This is a genomic window from Roseomonas haemaphysalidis (genome assembly GCF_017355405.1).
Classification (GTDB): Bacteria; Pseudomonadota; Alphaproteobacteria; order Acetobacterales; family Acetobacteraceae; genus Pseudoroseomonas; species Pseudoroseomonas haemaphysalidis.
Genome location: NZ_CP061179.1, coordinates 364,750 through 381,036, shown reverse-complemented (window position 1 = coordinate 381,036; position 16,287 = coordinate 364,750). Strand labels below are relative to the sequence as shown.

Below are 16,287 nucleotides of genomic sequence, written 5' to 3'. Positions count from 1 at the left end.
GGGCCCGCGATCCTGCGGCCCGAACCAGGGGAGAAGGCACGGCAACGCCGTGACCCGCGCCGGACGGCGTGGGCATCCGCGATGCCGGGATTGCATCCGACGCAACGCAAAGGGGCCGCCCGCCCAGGGCTGGTGTGTCCCGCGACCAAAGGAATACGCTGAATGACCACCCTGACCGTAGGCACAGGCCTGCAGTTCGAGACGATCCACGCCGCCGTGGCGGCGAGCCAGGACGGCGACGTCGTGCAGGTCCAGGCCGGGACCTATGTAAACGACTTCGCCGCCATCAACACGAACATCACGCTGGAAGGCGTGGGCGGCATGGTCCACCTACTGGCTACCGAGGCGCCCAGCGACGGCAAGGCCATCCTGACCACCAGCGCCGACGTCACCATCAAGAACTTCGAGTTCTCCGGGGCCGCCGTGGCGGATGGCAACGGCGCGGGCATCCGCCACCAGGCGGGCGATCTGGTTGTCGAGAACGCCTACTTCCACGACAACCAGGAAGGGCTGCTGGCCAACGATTCGGACGGCACCATCACCATCCGCAACTCCGAGTTCGCTTCCAACGGCACCGGGGACGGCTACACGCACAACCTCTATGTCGGCCACATCGCCGCCCTGACCGTGGAAGACAGCTACTTCCACGACGCCATCATCGGGCACGAGATCAAGAGCCGCGCCAGCGAAACCACCATCACCGGCAGCCGCATCGCGGATGGCGACGGTACGGCCAGCTATTCCATCGACCTGCCGAACGGCGGCGTCGCGACGCTGACCGGCAACACCATCGAGCAGGGCGCGCATTCCGACAACCCGGCGATCATCCACTTCGGCGGCGAGGGCAACGACTACGCGGGGTCCAGCCTGACCGTCGCCGACAACATGGTGGTGAACAACCTCGATTCCGACAGCGCCCGCCTGTTGGTGAACGATACCGGCGTCACTGCCGAGGTGCACGGCAACTCGGTGTTCGGGCTGTCCGTGGCGCAGATCGCATCCGGCCTGGCCGAGGTGTCCGGCAGCGTGGCGCTCGCGTTGCAGCCTTTGCTGGACCTGTCGCATCCCTGGTCCGCCAGCAGCGGGTCTGACAGCAGCGGCAGCGCGCCGCTGGCAGATGAACCGGTCTCGGCCACCCCGGCGGACACGGTTCCCGCGGACACCAGCTCCACCGGCACGGCGCCCGCGGAAACGGTCGCCAACGATACGGCGGGCACCGGCACGACGCCGGCGCATGCCGCGCCGGCCGACCCCGTGGCTGTCGTTCCGGAACCGGCCGATACGGTGCCGGCCGAGGCCGCAGCCACGCCGCACTGGACCCCGGCGTCCGACGGGGGCTGGAACTTCCGGTTCGGGCACGGCGGGGACGCCGGGTCGTGGCCGGCCGAGGTGCCCGCGCCGTCCAGCGACACCTCCGGCCCCGACGGCCCGCAGCCGGATGCCGCGCCGACGCATGCGGTGTGGAGCTTCGACGGGCTGGCCGACGGCCTGCACCAGCCGTCGCACCACGCCGATATCTGGCACTAGCACGGAAAGAACGGGGCCGCCGGCATTCGCCGGCGGCCCGCCCGCCGGTCAGCGCCGCATGGTGCGCGAGCCCACCGTCTCGTCCCAGCGCCGGAAAGCCAGCACCATCTGATCGGGCTTGAGCGGCAGCTCGATCGGGTGGTCGGCGATCATGGCGGCGTATTCCGGCCGCCCGAATTCCTCGATCACCTTGCGGCTTTCCGGCGGCGCCAGGTCCAGCCCCACGTCCTTCACCGCGGGGCCGGGGTACAGGTAGCCTTCGTCGTAGGCATAGGCCTGCATCTTCGGCTGCAGCACGAAGGCCATCATGTCCAGCACCACCGCCAGACGTTCCGGCGGCAGCCCCTTGGGCACCACCATGTAGTTGGCATCGGATACCCAGTGGTGCCCCTTCAGGATGGAAACCCTGGCTTCCTTGGGCACGATGCCGAGCGCGCGCGGATTGATGTCCCAGCCGGTGGTGGAAACGATCATGTCCCGCGTGCCGTCCCCCAGCTCCCGCATGGTCACGCCCGTGCCGCTGGGATAGGTCTCGATGTACTGGCCCAGCTCCTGCAGGTAGGCCCAGGTCTTGTCCCAGCCGTTGATCGGGTCCTTGGGGTCGCGGTCGCCCAGCAGATAGGGCAGGCCCATCATGAAGGTGCGGCCAGGGCCGGAGTTGGTCGGCCGCGCATACATGAACTTGCCGGGGCGGGACTTGGCCCAGGCCAGAAGCTCTTCCGCCGTTTGCGGCACTTCCGGCACGCGGGCGGGCATGTATTCCAGCAGCGGGCCGGACGGATAGTAGGAGCACACCACGCCGAAGCCCGCACCCTGCTCGCGGTGCAGTTTCAGCGCCGCCGGCTGGTAGTTCGCTTCCAAGTCCGGGAACTTCTCGGCGTAGTCGGGCAGGATGCGCTGCCACAGGTTCAGCGCCAGGCCGCTGGCCAGCCCGTCGCTGCCGGTCAGCACGAGGTCGAGGTCCGAACGCCCGGCATCCTGCTGCGCCTTGATCTTGGCGGCCAGTTCCGGCGCCGGTGCCTTGACGAAGGTGATGCGCGACACCGCGTCCCGCTTGGCGGCGCGGTAGTCGTCAAAGGCGCGCTGGTGCAGCGCCAGGGCACCGGACACGTCCATCACGCTGATGGCAACGGGCGAGCGCGGCATGGGCGGCAGGGCCGCCGCCTGGGCGGGCCGCCGCGCCGTGGCCAGCACCGTGGCGGCCGCCAGCCCGCCGACGACGGCCCGGCGCGGCAGGGAAAGGTCACGCATCTTGGCAGAACTCCCGTTGGTGGTCGGTGGGGCAGGGAAAGCGCCGCTCGGCGGTGCCGACGCGGACGCGCCGGACATGGAGCGCGGGCGACCATTCGGCCTCGGCCGGCGGCAGGGCGATGTTGCGCGCGGCCAGCACGGGGGCCAGCAGCGCGGCGGGCGCCTCGCCGGCCAGCCGCAGCGCCTCTTCGGGCGTGGCGGCGCCCCAGGCCACGAGGTTGCGCATCGCGGCATCCAGGCATAGCGAGGAGCCGGCGAGCGTGGTGCCGCCGTCCTGGCGCACCGTGCCATCCGCGCCGCGCTGCACCACCATGCCGGCGAAGGGGTAGCGGCCGGGCGGGGCCGCGGCGGCGGCCGTGGCATCGGTCACCAGAAAGGCGCGGCCCGCACCCTTGGCGCGCAGCATCACCCGCAGGGCCGGCGGCGGCAGGTGGATGCCGTCGGCAATGAAGCCGGCGCTCAGCCGGTCCTCCGCGAGCTGCGCGAACAAGGGGTTGGCCAGCTTGGGCAGGCTTTGCGGCAGGCCGTTGCCCAGGTGGGTGGACAGCGTGGCCCCGGCTTCCGCCGCCGCCGAAACCTCCGCGAAGTCAGCCGCGCTGTGGCCGATCGCCACCAGCCGGGCTTCGGCGCGCGCGGCGCGGATGGCCGCCGCCGCCCCCGGCAGCTCCGCCGCCAGGGTCAGCAAAAGAATGGGGCGGCGCAGCCCGGCTTCCAGCCGAGTGGGCAACGCCGGGTCGGGCGGGCCCATCGCTTCGGGCGGGTGGCAGCCGGCATAGCCGGGGGCGGGGTTCAGGAAAGGGCCTTCCAGGTGGAAGCCCGGGCACATCAGCGGCCCCAGCCGGCTGCCGGCCACGGCGGCGTCCAGCGCCCGCAGCCGCGCGCGCAGCACCGGCTCCGGCGCCGTGATGATGGTGGGCAGGCAACAGGTGACGCCGGTGCCCAGCATCGCCTCCAGCGCCCGGTCCAGCGCCGCAGCGGTCAGCGCCACGTCGTTGAAGTCCACCCCGGCGAAACCGTTGACCTGCAGGTCCACCAGCCCCGGGGAAATCATCCCGGCTGATCCAGCAGCGACGCGGCCGGGGGGTCGACGAACAGCAGCGCCTGGGGGTGCCGTTGCAGAATGGAGCCGGGGTGCAGCGGCGTGACGGGGCCCTGCACGGCGTCGCGCACCGCCTGCGCCTTGCGCGCATCGGGCACCGACAGCACCACCAGAGACGACCGCAGGATGCGCGGAATGCTCATGCTGATGGCGCGGCGCGGCACCGCCGCCAGGCTTGGGAACCAGCCCTCGCCCAACTGCTGGCGGCGGCAGGCCTCGTCCAGCTCCACCACGATGAAGCCGGCTGCCGCCTCGAAGTCGGCGGGCGGGTCGTTGAAGGCGAGGTGGCAGTTCTCCCCCAGCCCGGCGAAGCAGACATCCACCGCGCGGTCGCCGATCAGGGCGGACAGGCGCGCGGCTTCCGCCCCTGGGTCGGGCGCCTCGCCATTCACCTCCTCCAGTTTCGGGCGGCCATCGAGCGGCGCCAGAAAGCGCTCCCGCAGGTAGCCGCGGAAGCTGGCGGGGTGGCTGGCCGGCAGTCCGACATATTCGTCGAGGTGAAAGGCGGTCACCCGCGCCCAGTCGATGCCGGGCATGGCGCACAACGCTTCCAGCATCTCGAACTGGCTGGCGCCGGTGGCCACCACGATGGTCGCCTCGCCACGGTGCCGCAGCGCGGCGCGGATGGCCTCGGCACCCGCCTCGGCGGCCGCCTGGCCCAGCGCGCCCTTGTCAGGACAAACCCTCAGACTGATCATATCCGGCCGTTTCCTCGCATGCCTAGAAGCAGAACAGACGCGATTTCGGCTGGCAACTTATTTTTGAATAGCGTGGTTCAGAAACATGACCGTGCAGACGCCCATGCTGATCCAGCTTGACCCACGGCAGCCCGCCTCCGGCGGCGGGGCGGATCGCGCCCAGGTGCTGCAGGCCGTGATGCGCGACGGCCTCTGGTCCCGCCCGCAGCTGGTGGAGCGACTGGGGCTGCGCTCCACCACCGTGTCCAGGGTGGTGGGGGAGCTGGTGCAGCGGCGGCTGCTGCTGGAAGCCTCGGGCAAGAAGCAGGGGCGCGGGCGGCCGGCGGCGACGCTGCGGGCCAACCCGGCGGTGCTGGGTGCTTCCGTGCTGCATGTGGCGAGCCGCGACGTGGTGGGGGTGCTGGTGGACCTGTCCGGCCGCGTTCTGCACCGGGACGCGCGGACCGTGGGGCCGGACGCGGACAACGAGGCGATGTCCGGCGTTCTGGCGGGCATCGCCTCGCGGCTGCGGGCCGCGACACCCCCCGGCATGGAACACGCCGGCACCGCTGCCGCCGTGTCCGGCGTGGTGGACCTGCAGGGCGGGCGGTGGCTCGCCTCCTCCCGCTGGCCAAGGCTGTGCGGGCTGGACCTCGGCGCCGCGCTGTCGCCGGCGGCGGCGCCCGTCCGGGTGGCGCGGCAGCTGGAAGCCGAGCTGCAGGCCCGCCTGCTGGCGGAGCCGGCGTTGCGCTCCGGCGGCACGCTCCTGCTGCACTGGGGCTGGGGCATCGGGCTGGCCTATGCGGTGGACGGCACGGTGTTCAACGCCGCCGGCGGCCCCTTCGGCGAGATCGGCCACTGGCGCTTCCGCGCCCTGGCCGGGCGGCGCTGCGGCTGTGGCCAGGAGGGATGCCTGGAAACCGGCGCCGCGCTGTGGGCGCTGCTGCCCCAGCTGCGTGACGCCTGGCCGGAATTGGCGGAGGACGAGGCCGAACTGGCCGGGCAGCTCCGCGAGCGGGACCTGACCACGGCACCGGCGTTGCGGCAGGCAGCCACGCTGGTGGCGCAGGCGCTGGCCAACCTGTGCCGGCTGCTGTTTCCCGGGCGCGTGCTGGTATCCGGGCCCTTCAGCGCGCAGCCGGGCTTCTGGACGCAGTTCGAGACGGCATTCCGGCAGGAGGGCTCGATCGGTGGCCTCGGCCTGCCGCCCCTTGTGCCGGTGAGCAGCAGCGTGGCGCTGGCTATCGAGGGCGCCGCCGCGCCGCTGCTGACCGAAGCGGTGCAGGCCCGGCTGCGCGACGTGCCGCCCGGCGGCTGAGCCGCCCCGTCACGCCCGCAGGGCCATGCCGTCGCGCTGCGGGTCGGCGCCGCCGGTGCATGCTCCGTCCCGGATCAGCAGCCCGTGCGGCGCGCCAAAGGCGAAGCTCTGGTACGACCGCGCGACCGGATAGCCCATCTCTCCCAGGGCGTCGGCCGTGCGGTGCGGAATGCGGTTGCTGATGTCGATGGTATCGCTCAGCGCCACGATGCGCGGCGCCGCCACGGCTTCTGACATCGACATGCCGAAATCCACCACGTTGCTGATCGCCTGCGCCAGGGCCGGCACGATGAAGGTACCGCCCGGCGCGCCGATCACCATTTCCACCGACCCGTCACGGAACAGCAGCGTCGGCGCCATGGCGCTGCCGCGGCTTTTGCCCGGCGCGATGGAGGCGGCGCGGCCCGGGCGCGGGTCGAAGCCGCTCATGCAGCCGTTGTACATGAAGCCCAGTCCCGGCGTGATGGCGCCCGACGGAATGCCCAGCGTGTGCGTCAGGGAAACCGCGTTGCCTTCGCCATCCACCACGCACACCACGGTGGTATCCGGTGGGTCGCGCGGTTCCTCGGCGCGCGGCACGCTGGCCTTCTCGCCGGCGCGGATGCGCGCGGCCAGCGCCTCCGCATGCGCCGCCGACAGCAACCGGTCCAGCGGCACGTCGACGAAGTCGGGGTCGCCCATGTGGGCGTCCTTGCTGATGGTCATCCACTTCATGGCTTCGGCCAGGATGCGAAGATGCTCCGTGCCATTGTGCTCCAGCGCCGCCAGGTCGAAGCATTGCAGGATATGCAGCAGCTCGATCAGCGAGCCCCCGCCGGCGGGCGGCGGGTTGGAAGCGACGCGCAGCCCGCGATACGCCCCCCAGCAAGGCGACTTCTCCTTGACCCGATAGGCCGCCAGGTCCGCCAGCGTCACGCCGCCGCCGCGCGCCGCCATGTCGGCGGCGATCTCGCGCGCGATGTCGCCGTGGTAGAAAGCCTCGGCGCCACCTTCGGCGATGCGTTCCAAGGTTTGCGCCATCTCCGGGTTGCGCAGCGTGTCGCCGGGGCGCTTCATCGTGCCGTCGGCGCAGAAATACACCTGCCGCCCGGTTTCGCTGAAGCGCAGCTTGTCGGCCACGTTCACCTGGCCGTCGCCGCCATGGTCCATCGCCCAGTAATAATGCATGTAGGGCCGCACCATGACGCCACGATGCGCCTGCGCGATGGCCGGCCGCATCACCTCCCGCAGCGGCATGCTGCCGAAGCGCTGCAATGCTTCCGTGTAGCCCGCCACGTTGCCCGGCGTGCCGACGGCGCCGTAGCCGATGTCGTTGCGCTGGTCGTCGAGCAGGAACACGAAGCCGTCGCGCGACTGGCCGATGAAACGGTCCGCCCACATCTCCGGCGTCGCCGACAGCGGCGCGCGGGCGAAGAACTCCAGCACCGTGTGCACCCCCCGCCTGGGCATGCAGACCTGCATCGCGCCGAAGCCGCCGATGCCGCACATCTGCGGGTCCACCACGCCCTGGCTGAAGGCGCAGGCGATGGCCGCGTCCACCGCGTTGCCGCCCGCGCGCAACACCTCCACGCCCGCCTCCGCCGCTTCCGGCTGTGCCGCCACCACCATGCCGCGCATCGATTGTTTCCTTAGTGTTTCTCAGGGCTCCTCAGGGAAGGCCGTCCCCCTGGTGGAGAAAGTTGGCCGGGGACGGCACTCCTTTCAAAGCGCAACGCGATCAGTCAGCTACAATCCTCCGGGCTATGCTGCCCAGGAGCAAGGTGGGGACCGCGGGCTTTGCAGCGTTGCGGACCGGCACGGGGGCACAGGGGCTGATCCGCCCGGCCTGCGCCAGGCGCGGGTGCCGGGCCGAGCTCAGCCCGCCATCCGCGCGTCGACCGCCAGCGTCCGCTCGTCCGAGCGCGGCGAGAAGTCGATGCCCTTGCGCACGGCCCACAGGTTCTGCAGCATCAGCATCGGGATCACCGGCACGGCGGCGGCGGCTTTCTCCGTTGCCTCGATCAGCAGCGCCTCACGCGCGGCCTCATCCACCGTCGAGGTGGCCCGCAGGATCATCGCGTCCAGTTCTGGGTCGCTGAAGCGGCCGTAGTTGTACAGGCCGAGGCTGCGGTCCTTGTTGTGGGACGCGAAGCACTGGCTCAGCATGTAGCCACCCTCGAAGGTGGCGCTGCCCCAGCCCCACAGGCCCATGGAGAACTCCTGCCGCCCGCCACGCGCCACGTAGGTGGACCACGGCATCGCCTCCACCGTGGTCTGCACGCCGATGCGCGTCCACATCTGCGCGACCGCCTGCGCCAGCCGCGCGTCATTGGGGTAGCGGTCGTTCGGCGTGTGCAACACCAGGCGGAAGCCGTCCGGCAGCCCGGCCTCGGCCAGCAGCTTGCGGGCGCGGTCGGCGTCGAGCTGTGGCGGTGCGACCTTGGGGGCGTAGGAATAGGCGCCCGGCGGCATCCACTGGCCGGTGGGCGTGGCGGTGCCCAGCATCACGCGGTCGGCCAGGGCGTCCCGCTGCAGGGCGATGGACAGGGCTTGGCGCACCCGCAGGTCACGGAACGGATTGCGCGGCAACGGCGTGCCGCCGGCATCGGTCACGAAGGGGCTTTCACCCTCGCGCGACAGGTCGGGCACCAGGTAGATCAGGCGAATGCCGGGAATGGCCTCCACCTGCACGCGCGCGTCGCCGCGCAGGCGCGGCAGATCGCTGACGGAGGGGGTGTCGATCAGGTCCACGTCGCCGGACAACAGCGCGGCGGTGCGGCCGGCGGGGTTGCTGAGCAGCCGCAGCGCGACCGTCTCCCACCCCTGCTTCGGACCCCACCAGAGATCGTTGCGCGCCAGCTCCACGCGGTTGCCGGGGGTGTAGGAGGCGAACTTGTAGGGACCGGTGCCGACCGCCGCCTTGCCGGAATTGTAGTCCGCCGTGGTGGCGCCCTCGCCCACGCGGCGGGACACGATCCCGACATAGGTGAGGTTGGGGCCGAGGTCAGGCGCCGGCACGGGCGTGTGCAGCCGGATGGTCAGCGGGTCCATCACCTCCACCCGCTCCACCGCGCGCAGAAAGCCGCCGAAGCCACCGGGGCTGTTGGGCACGTCACGCGCGCGCTGGAAGGTGAAGACCACGTCGTCCGCGGTGAAGTCGCCGCCGTCGTGGAACTTCACGCCGGGGCGCAGCTTGAATTCCCAGAGCGTGTCGGACAGCGGCTTCCACTCGGTGGCCAGGCCCGGGATCAGACGCCCGTCCGGCGCGCGGTTGATCAGCCGCTCGTAGATGTGCATCGCGACCGTGTGGTTGGGCACCGCGTGGTAGAAATGCGGGTCCATGGTCGTGAAGGCGCCGCCCAGGCCGATCTGCAGGGCAGTGCCGGCGGCCCGCGCCGGGCGCGGCGCAAGCGCCCCCCAGCCGGTGGTGGCCAGGGCGCCGGCGGCGGCGAGGAGGTGGCGGCGGCGCATGGGCGTCTCCTGAAGGGTCGGGGTCATGAAAGGGCCCGCAGCGGCAGCTCCAGGGCCGAGGCCCGGTCGCCGCCACGCAACAGGCGCAGGCGGGGCGGGCGGCCATGCGGCACCTGCGCCGCGTGGTCGGCATCCGCGCCGGAAAGGGACAGGCGGATGCGGCTGGCCTGGCGGAACACCCAGGCGGTGGGCAGCAGCGGGATGCGCAGGCGCGTGGCCTCGCCCGGTACCAGCGGCGTGGCGTCCCGGCGGCTGAAGGTGCGGAATGGCCAGGTGGTGCGGTATTCGGCGGGTGCCGGGCTTTCGGCGCGGTGCAGCGCGCGCAGCAGCCCCTCGGTCACGTAGCGCACGCTGCCATCAGCCTCGACTTCGGAAAGATAGGCGAAGATCGCGGCGTCCGGCTCGCTCGATTCCAGCCACAGGTCGGCGAGGCCGTGGCCCGCCAGCTCCATGTCCCGCTCCAGCGGCGCCGAGGACCAGCCGGGGAGCGCGGCCTGCCGCGCCGCCCAGTCGGCATAATAGGTGGTGCTATTGATGCCGGCGATGCGCTCGTAACGCGTGCCGTCGCCGCTGCCCCAGCTGAAATCGGCTCGCGCCTCGTCGGCGCCCGCGGGGCCGGGGGCCTCGGCCAGGGCGTTGCCCTCGGCCAGGTGCAGGCGCAGCGTGTCGTCCAGTGGCGGCCAGGATGTAGCGGCGCGCCAGCACTCGTCGTGCAGGCTGAAGTAGTGCACCGGCGCCTCGGCCTGCAGGCCGGTGTCGCGGCCGAGCAGGTAGTGGTCGAAGAAGCGCAGCACCGCGCCCAGCAGGTCGAATTCCGGCGCCTGCTCCCGCCGCCAGGGCGAGACGTTGCAGCGCGCCCCATGGTCCCACGGCCCGAGAATCAGGTGCACCGGGTTGTTCCGCAACGTCAGGAAGCGGACAATGGCGCCATTGGCGTAGCCCGCGCCATCCATCCAGCCGGACACCGCCAGCACCGCCACGTCCGGCCGGATGCCGGCGCCGACGGAATAAGGGCTGAAGGAAGCGGAGGAGAAGTCCGGGTCGTAGGGTAGCGGCTCCTCGCGAAAGCGGAACTCGGCCATGAAGTCGGGCTGGCGGAAGTTGCCGGCATGCTCGCGCAGCGCCTGGGCCAGCAGGGCGCCGTCGGCGTCCTCGTCCACCGGGTGCGGGCCGGCGAGGTCGGGGTTGGCGTAGTAGACGTAGTTGCGCAACAGGTCGCGCCGGTCGTGGTCCATGGCGACCATCAGGTCGTCGTAGCTCTTCGCCAGCGCCTTCAGCGCGATGCCGCCGGGGAAGTAGTTGTCGGCGTAGGTGTCCCACACCGCGAACAGCGGCGCGATCGCCTTAACCGCCGGGTGCCCGGTGCTGGCCAGGAAGTCGGACGCCGCGCCGGGATAGGAGATGCCGGTGGCCCCGACCTGCCCGTCCGACCAGGGCTGCGCCACCACCCAATCGGTGATCTCGCGCGAATCCTCGCGCTCGCGCGGCGAGCGGAAGCTGTCGCGCGTGCCGAAGGAGGCGCCGGTGCCGCGTACGTCCACCACCACCACCGCGAAGCCGCGCGGCACCAGGTGGCGGACGAACTTGCCCGCATTGGGGATGGCATCGCCCGTGCCGCCGTCCCGCAGCCGGAAGCGACGGTAATAGGGCGTCAGGATCAGGATGGCCGGTACCGGGCCGGTGGCCCCGTCCGGCAGCCACACGTCCGCCGCGATGCGGCAGCCGTCGCGCATAGGGAGGTAGCGGGACACGGGCGCGGGCGGCAGCGCGAATTCGGGCGGGCGGCTGGCCGCGTAGCTGGAAGGCGCCTGCCGCCAGGCAGCGCCGTCTTGGTCGCGGTCGGACATGCTCAGGGCCTTGCTCGCGCCGGGAACGGCGGCTGTGTCGTCATGGCGCCGTCATGCTCGACGCGACGAGGCTGCGTCAAATGCATTATATGGCCTATCTTATGCGCTTTCCGCACAAGGAGGACGGGTGTCGTGCACAATCTGAGGTCGCTGGACGCCCTGCGGGCCTTCGTGGAAGCAGGCTCCGTATCGCAGGCCGCGCTGCGGCTCGGCCGCACGCAGCCCCAGGTGGGGCGGTTGCTGGCGGCGCTGGAAGCGGACCTCGGCTTCGCCTTGTTCAACCGGGAAAACCGCCGCCTCAGCCTCACCGCCGAAGGGGCGCGTTTCTATGCCCAGGCGGAGCGGGTGCTGGCCGGGCACGACGGGCTGCAGCGGCTGGCCGCCGGCATTCGCGCCGGGCAGAACGACCGCCACCTGCGGGTTCTGACGGCGCCGCAGGTGGCCAGCATCATCCTGGGCCCGGCGCTGCGTGTCATGGCGGCGCGCGTGCCTGAATTCACCGCCCTGGTGGACACCCGCATCCGCCTGGATGCCGAGGCGGTGGTGGAGCAGGAGCATTTCGACCTCGGCGTCACCGTGCTGCCGATCGAGCATCCGCGCCTGAAGGTGGAGCCGGTCTGCACGGTGGAAGCCGTGGTGGTGATGCGCCGCGACCACCCGCTGGCCCTGCTGCCGGAAGTGGGGCTGGCGGAGCTGGTGGCGCACGACCTGGTGGTGACGCATCCGCGCTCGATGCTGCGGCAGGGGCTGGAGCATCATTGCCGCGAGGCCGGGCTGACGCCGCGCCCGCGGTTCGAGGCATCCAATGGCGCGGTGGTGTGCCAGATGGCGGCACTGGGCCTGGGGGCCGCGCTGTCGGACCCCTTTGTCGCCCTGTCCACCCCGGCGCCGGAGCTGACCATGCGGCCCTTCGCGGCCTCCATTCCCCTGCCCTACGGGTTGTTCTTTCCCGCCTGGCAGCCCCGCCCCGCCGTGGTGGACCAGTTCGCCGCCCTGGTGGTGGAAACCGCGCTGCGGGAAGCCGCGGCGCTGCGGCGAGCCCCCTGACCTTGCCCCGGCGGCCGCGCCGCACAACCTGAGCAACACCGCCGCACATGGACCGGCCGGGGGTTCCGCCACCCGGCCGCGCGCGAACCGTTCCGCGCCGCATCACGCCCACAATCCGGGACCCCCCGCATGACCCTGCGCATTCCGTTCAGCAACAGCTACATCACTCTGCCGGAGCGCTTCTTCGCGCCATGTGACCCGACGCCGGTGGCCGCGCCAACGCTGGTCCGGGTGAATGCCGCGCTGGCCACGCTGCTGGGCATCGACCCTGCGGCCCTGGCGGATGCGGAAGGCGTGGCGGTGCTGGCCGGCAACCGCGTGGCCGAAGGCGCACAGCCCATCGCCACGGCCTATGCCGGGCACCAGTTCGGCGGCTTCACGCCGCAGCTCGGCGACGGCCGCGCCATTCTGCTGGGCGAGGTGGTGGGCCTCGATGGCGTGCGGCGCGACATCCAGCTCAAGGGCGCGGGCCCGACGCCGTTTTCCCGCCGGGGCGATGGCCGTGCCGCGCTGGGCCCGGTGCTGCGCGAATACCTGGTCAGCGAGGCGATGGCGGCAATGGGCGTGCCCACCACCCGGGCCCTGGCCGCCGTGACCACCGGCGAGGAGGTGATGCGCGAAACCGCCTTGCCCGGGGCGGTGCTGGCCCGCGTGGCGACCAGCCACATCCGCGTGGGCACGTTCCAGTTCTTTGCCGCGCGGCGGGACACGGAGGCGCTGCGCCTGCTGGCCGATCACGTGATCGCACGCCACTACCCGGAGGCGGCAACGGAGGAGGAACCGTACCGCGCGCTGCTGCAGGGCGTGGTGGCGCGGCAGGCGCGGCTGATCGCGCACTGGCTGCTGCTCGGCTTCATCCACGGCGTGATGAACACGGACAACTGTTCCATCGCCGGCGAAACCATCGACTACGGTCCCTGCGCCTTCATGGACGGCTACGACCCGGGAGCGGTGTTCAGCTCCATCGACCATGCGGGGCGCTATGCCTACGGCAACCAGCCCGCCATCGCGCACTGGAACCTGGCGCGGCTGGCCGAGGCCATGCTGCCCCTGCTGGCGGAGGACGAGGACACCGCCCTGGCCACGGCGCACGGGGCGCTGGCGGGTTTCCGCCCCGCCTTTGAGGCCGCGTATCTGGACGGGCTGCGTCGCAAGATCGGCCTGTCCACCGGGCAGGACGGGGATGCCGCGTTGATCCAGGAACTGCTCACCGCCATGGCTGCCGGCAAGGCCGACTTCACGCTGGTGTTTCGCCGCCTGGCGGACGCGGCCGCGGGTCAGGACGCGGCGGTTCGTGCCCTGTTCACCGATCCGGCGGCCTTTGATGCCTGGATGGATCGCTGGCGCGCGCGCCTGGAGGCGGAACCACAGGATGCCGAACAGCGCGCTGCCGCCATGCGTGCCGTGAACCCGGCCGTGATCCCGCGCAATCATCAGGTGGAGGCGGCGCTGGAAGCTGCCGTCACCCGGCGGGACTTCGCGCCCTTCGAAGCTTTGCTGGACGCCCTGTCCCGCCCGTTCGATGAGCGCCCTGGGCTGGAGCGCTTCGTTGAGCCGCCCGCGCCCGGCGGCGGCCCCTACATGACCTTTTGCGGCACCTGAGCCTTCAGGCGCCGCGCAGGCCGCGCGCCACTTCCTTCTGTTGCAGGAACTCCTCGCGCAGGCGGGCCACCTCGGCGGGGGGAATGCGGTCGATGTTGGCGTAATCCGCCTTCCAGTCCGGGTGGCCGGGCCACCGCAGTGGCGACTGCACGGTGGTGCGCGCGGCCGGCGCCGCTTCCAGCACGCGCAGCGCCAGCTCCAGCGTGGCGTCCTGGCTGGCGACGTCATGCGGCAGGCCGGCGGCGTTGCCCAGCGGCAGGTCGCTGAACAACAGGCGGGGCACGCCGCAATGCTCCACGATGTCCCTGGCGCAACCCATCACCACGGTCGCGATGCCATGCGCCTCCAAGTGGCGGGCCATCAGCGCGCAGGTCTGGTGGCAGACGGGGCAGTTCGGCACCAGCAGGGCGGCATCCGCGCCATCCTGCCGCAGCCGCCGCAGCAATTCCGGCGCGTCCACCTCCACCGTATGGCGCTGGCTGCGATTGGTGGGCACGCCGTGGAAGCGCGGCGCCAGCGTGCCGATGCGGCCGGCAGCAGCCGCGCGGCGCAGCGCCGGCAGCGGGAACCAGCTGTTCTGGTCCGTCGCCGGGCTGTGCTGGCGGTCGTAGGCGATGTGCGAGATGCGCAGGTCGTGTTCCGCCGCGCTGTCGCCGGAATACACCTCGAAGAACTTGGCCCGGGCGTTGTAGGGCGCGCCCGGCCCCTGGTCGCCCCGCGCCGGGTCGAAGCGCGCGGCGGTGGTCACCAGCGCCACGCGGCTTTCGGCCAGCGGCCGGGGCAGCGGGTGGAACGGCACCTCGGCGTGGTGCGCCCAGCGGTAGGGCGCGTGGCCCAGCGCCGCGTAGTAATCCCGCGTCCGCCGCATGTAGCCCACGGGGCCGCAGGGCGGCGGGTCTGCCGGCGCGTTCATCGGCCCGGGCCCGGTGCCCGGGGCGCGCGGGGCTGCGCCGTGGCGGAATGCTGCGTCATGGCGCGATCATGCGCGCCTGGCGCCGCCGCGCAACCCGGCGGCTGACAGAAAGGGCCCGGCGGCTATGATGGCCGCCGCGTGGCGATGGTGCCGGGCGGGCACCTTCAGGAGAAGACGGCATGGCAGCCCCCGGGGCGACCCCACCCGGCCGGGCCGGCCTGCCGGCATGAACCGCAGCCTGCGGCACCCGGCGCGGCTGCTGCCGCTGGCCTTTCTGCTGGCCATCCTGTTCGGCACCGGGCTGCTGATGCTGCCCGCCGCGCATGCTGGCGGGCAGGGGGCCACGCTGCTGGCGGCGGCCTTCACCGCCACCTCCGCCGTCACGGTCACGGGGCTGGCGGTGCAGGACACCGGCACCTACTGGTCCGGCTTCGGGCAGGGGGTGATCCTGGTGCTGGCGCAGCTCGGCGGCCTTGGCATCATGAGCGGGGCGACACTGCTGGGCCTGCTGGTCACCCGCCGCCTCAGCCTCGGCACGCGGCTGCTGGCGCAGGCGGAGGTGCGCGTGCTGGCGCTGGGCGATGTGCTGGCCGTGCTGCGGCTGATCCTGGCCCTGGCGTTGTGCGTGGAGCTGGCCATCGCGGCCGTGCTGGCGCTTCGGCTGCGCCTGTCGCACGGCCTGAACTGGGGCGAGGCGTGGTGGAGCGGCGTCTTCCACGCCGTGGGCGCCTTCAACAATGCCGGCTTTTCGTTGTACCCGGACGGGCTGGCGCGCTTCGCTGCGGACCCGCTGGTGCTGGGGCCGCTGGCGCTGGCCGTGGTGGTGGGCAGCCTCGGCTTTCCCGTGATGGCGGAGGTGATGCGCCAGCCCCGGCGCCTGTCGCTGCACAGCCGCCTGACGCTGTGGGGCACGGCGGGGCTGCTGCTCGCGGGCACGGCGGGGGTGCTGCTGTTTGAATGGAACAACCCCCGCACGCTGGGCGCGATGGATGCCGGCAGCCGGCTGCTGAGCGCCGCCTTTCACGCCGTCATGACCCGCTCCGGCGGCTTCAACGCGGGCGACACCGGCGCGCTGACCCAGGGCAGCTTGGCGTTGAGCTGCCTGCTGATGCTGATCGGCGGCGGCAGCGCCGGCACCGGCGGCGGCATCCGCGTGTCCACCTTTCTGGTGCTGGGGCTGATCGTCTGGGCCGAGGTGCGCGGCGACCCGGACGTTTCCGCTTTCCGCCGCCGCATCCCGCCCGACCTCCAGCGCCAGGCGCTGACGGTGGCAACGCTGGCCATGCTGGTGGTGGTCGCCGGCACGCTGGCGATGCTGGCGATGACGGACCACCCGGCCGGCGTGCTGTTGTTCGAGGTGATCTCGGCCTTCGCCACGGTGGGCCTGTCCACGGGCATCACGGGCGACCTGCCGCCCGCCGCGCAATGGCTGCTGATGCTGCTGATGTTCGTCGGCCGCGTCGGCACCGTCACCGTGGTCACTGCCCTGGCGCTGCGCCGCACCCGCCGCCTGTACCGCTTTCCCGAGGAGCGACCGATCGTTGGCTAGAAGCTCT

12 protein-coding genes are annotated in these 16,287 nt (G+C 72.0%); 5 read left to right on the top strand and 7 right to left on the bottom strand.

The window, feature by feature from the left end; translation table 11 throughout:
• Positions 1-162 precede the first annotated feature (162 nt).
• A complete protein-coding gene (locus IAI59_RS21405; RefSeq protein WP_207415247.1) occupies positions 163-1,527 on the top strand; it encodes a right-handed parallel beta-helix repeat-containing protein in 1,365 nt (454 codons plus the stop codon).
• Positions 1,528-1,575: 48 nt separating this feature from the next.
• On the opposite strand, the gene IAI59_RS21400 is transcribed toward IAI59_RS21405, so the two are convergent.
• Genes IAI59_RS21400 through IAI59_RS21390 form a run of 3 tightly spaced genes read right to left on the bottom strand, consistent with a single transcriptional unit; the run spans position 1,576 to position 4,575 of the window.
• Positions 1,576-2,778 carry an extracellular solute-binding protein gene (locus IAI59_RS21400; RefSeq protein WP_207415248.1) on the bottom strand — a complete coding sequence of 401 codons (1,203 nt, stop codon included), beginning with the start codon at positions 2,776-2,778 and terminating at the stop codon, positions 1,576-1,578.
• Entirely contained in the window at positions 2,771-3,829 is a 1,059-nt protein-coding gene (locus IAI59_RS21395) for an amidohydrolase family protein (protein WP_207415249.1), read from the bottom strand. The genes IAI59_RS21400 and IAI59_RS21395 overlap by 8 nt, the downstream gene beginning before the upstream one ends.
• Positions 3,826-4,575: a glucosamine-6-phosphate deaminase gene (locus tag IAI59_RS21390; protein WP_207415250.1), complete on the bottom strand. Its 750-nt coding sequence runs from the start codon at positions 4,573-4,575 to the stop codon at positions 3,826-3,828. The genes IAI59_RS21395 and IAI59_RS21390 overlap by 4 nt, the downstream gene beginning before the upstream one ends.
• Positions 4,576-4,660: 85 nt before the next feature.
• Here IAI59_RS21390 and IAI59_RS21385 point away from each other — a divergent pair, with 85 nt between their 5' ends.
• Entirely contained in the window at positions 4,661-5,872 is a 1,212-nt protein-coding gene (locus tag IAI59_RS21385; protein ID WP_207415251.1) for an ROK family transcriptional regulator, read from the top strand.
• Positions 5,873-5,881: 9 nt separating this feature from the next.
• Here IAI59_RS21385 and ggt read toward each other — a convergent pair whose 3' ends face one another.
• From ggt to IAI59_RS21370, 3 genes are all read right to left on the bottom strand, one after another.
• Positions 5,882-7,489, bottom strand: coding sequence for a gamma-glutamyltransferase (gene ggt, locus IAI59_RS21380; RefSeq protein ID WP_207415252.1), 1,608 nt, complete (start codon positions 7,487-7,489; stop codon positions 5,882-5,884).
• 237 nt (positions 7,490-7,726) lie between these two features.
• Complete coding sequence (locus IAI59_RS21375) at positions 7,727-9,322, bottom strand: ABC transporter substrate-binding protein (RefSeq protein ID WP_207415253.1); 1,596 nt, start codon at positions 9,320-9,322, stop codon at positions 7,727-7,729.
• Positions 9,323-9,345: 23 nt separating this feature from the next.
• Positions 9,346-11,169 carry a CocE/NonD family hydrolase gene (locus IAI59_RS21370; protein ID WP_207415254.1) on the bottom strand — a complete coding sequence of 608 codons (1,824 nt, stop codon included), beginning with the start codon at positions 11,167-11,169 and terminating at the stop codon, positions 9,346-9,348.
• Positions 11,170-11,301: 132 nt separating this feature from the next.
• On the opposite strand from IAI59_RS21370, the gene IAI59_RS21365 reads away from it, so the two are divergent.
• Both IAI59_RS21365 and IAI59_RS21360 read left to right on the top strand, forming a co-directional pair.
• On the top strand, positions 11,302-12,216 hold the full coding sequence (locus IAI59_RS21365; RefSeq protein ID WP_207415255.1) for a LysR family transcriptional regulator: 915 nt from the start codon (positions 11,302-11,304) through the stop codon (positions 12,214-12,216).
• 129 nt (positions 12,217-12,345) lie between these two features.
• A complete protein-coding gene (locus tag IAI59_RS21360; RefSeq protein ID WP_207415256.1) occupies positions 12,346-13,818 on the top strand; it encodes a protein adenylyltransferase SelO in 1,473 nt (490 codons plus the stop codon).
• 4 nt (positions 13,819-13,822) lie between these two features.
• Here IAI59_RS21360 and IAI59_RS21355 read toward each other — a convergent pair whose 3' ends face one another.
• Positions 13,823-14,731 (bottom strand): glycine/sarcosine/betaine reductase selenoprotein B family protein, encoded by a 909-nt coding sequence (locus IAI59_RS21355; RefSeq protein ID WP_207415257.1) that lies wholly within the window; start codon positions 14,729-14,731, stop codon positions 13,823-13,825.
• Positions 14,732-14,957: 226 nt separating this feature from the next.
• Between IAI59_RS21355 and IAI59_RS21350 the strand changes: the two genes are divergently transcribed.
• A complete protein-coding gene (locus tag IAI59_RS21350) occupies positions 14,958-16,280 on the top strand; it encodes a TrkH family potassium uptake protein (protein WP_207415258.1) in 1,323 nt (440 codons plus the stop codon).
• Positions 16,281-16,287 lie beyond the last annotated feature (7 nt).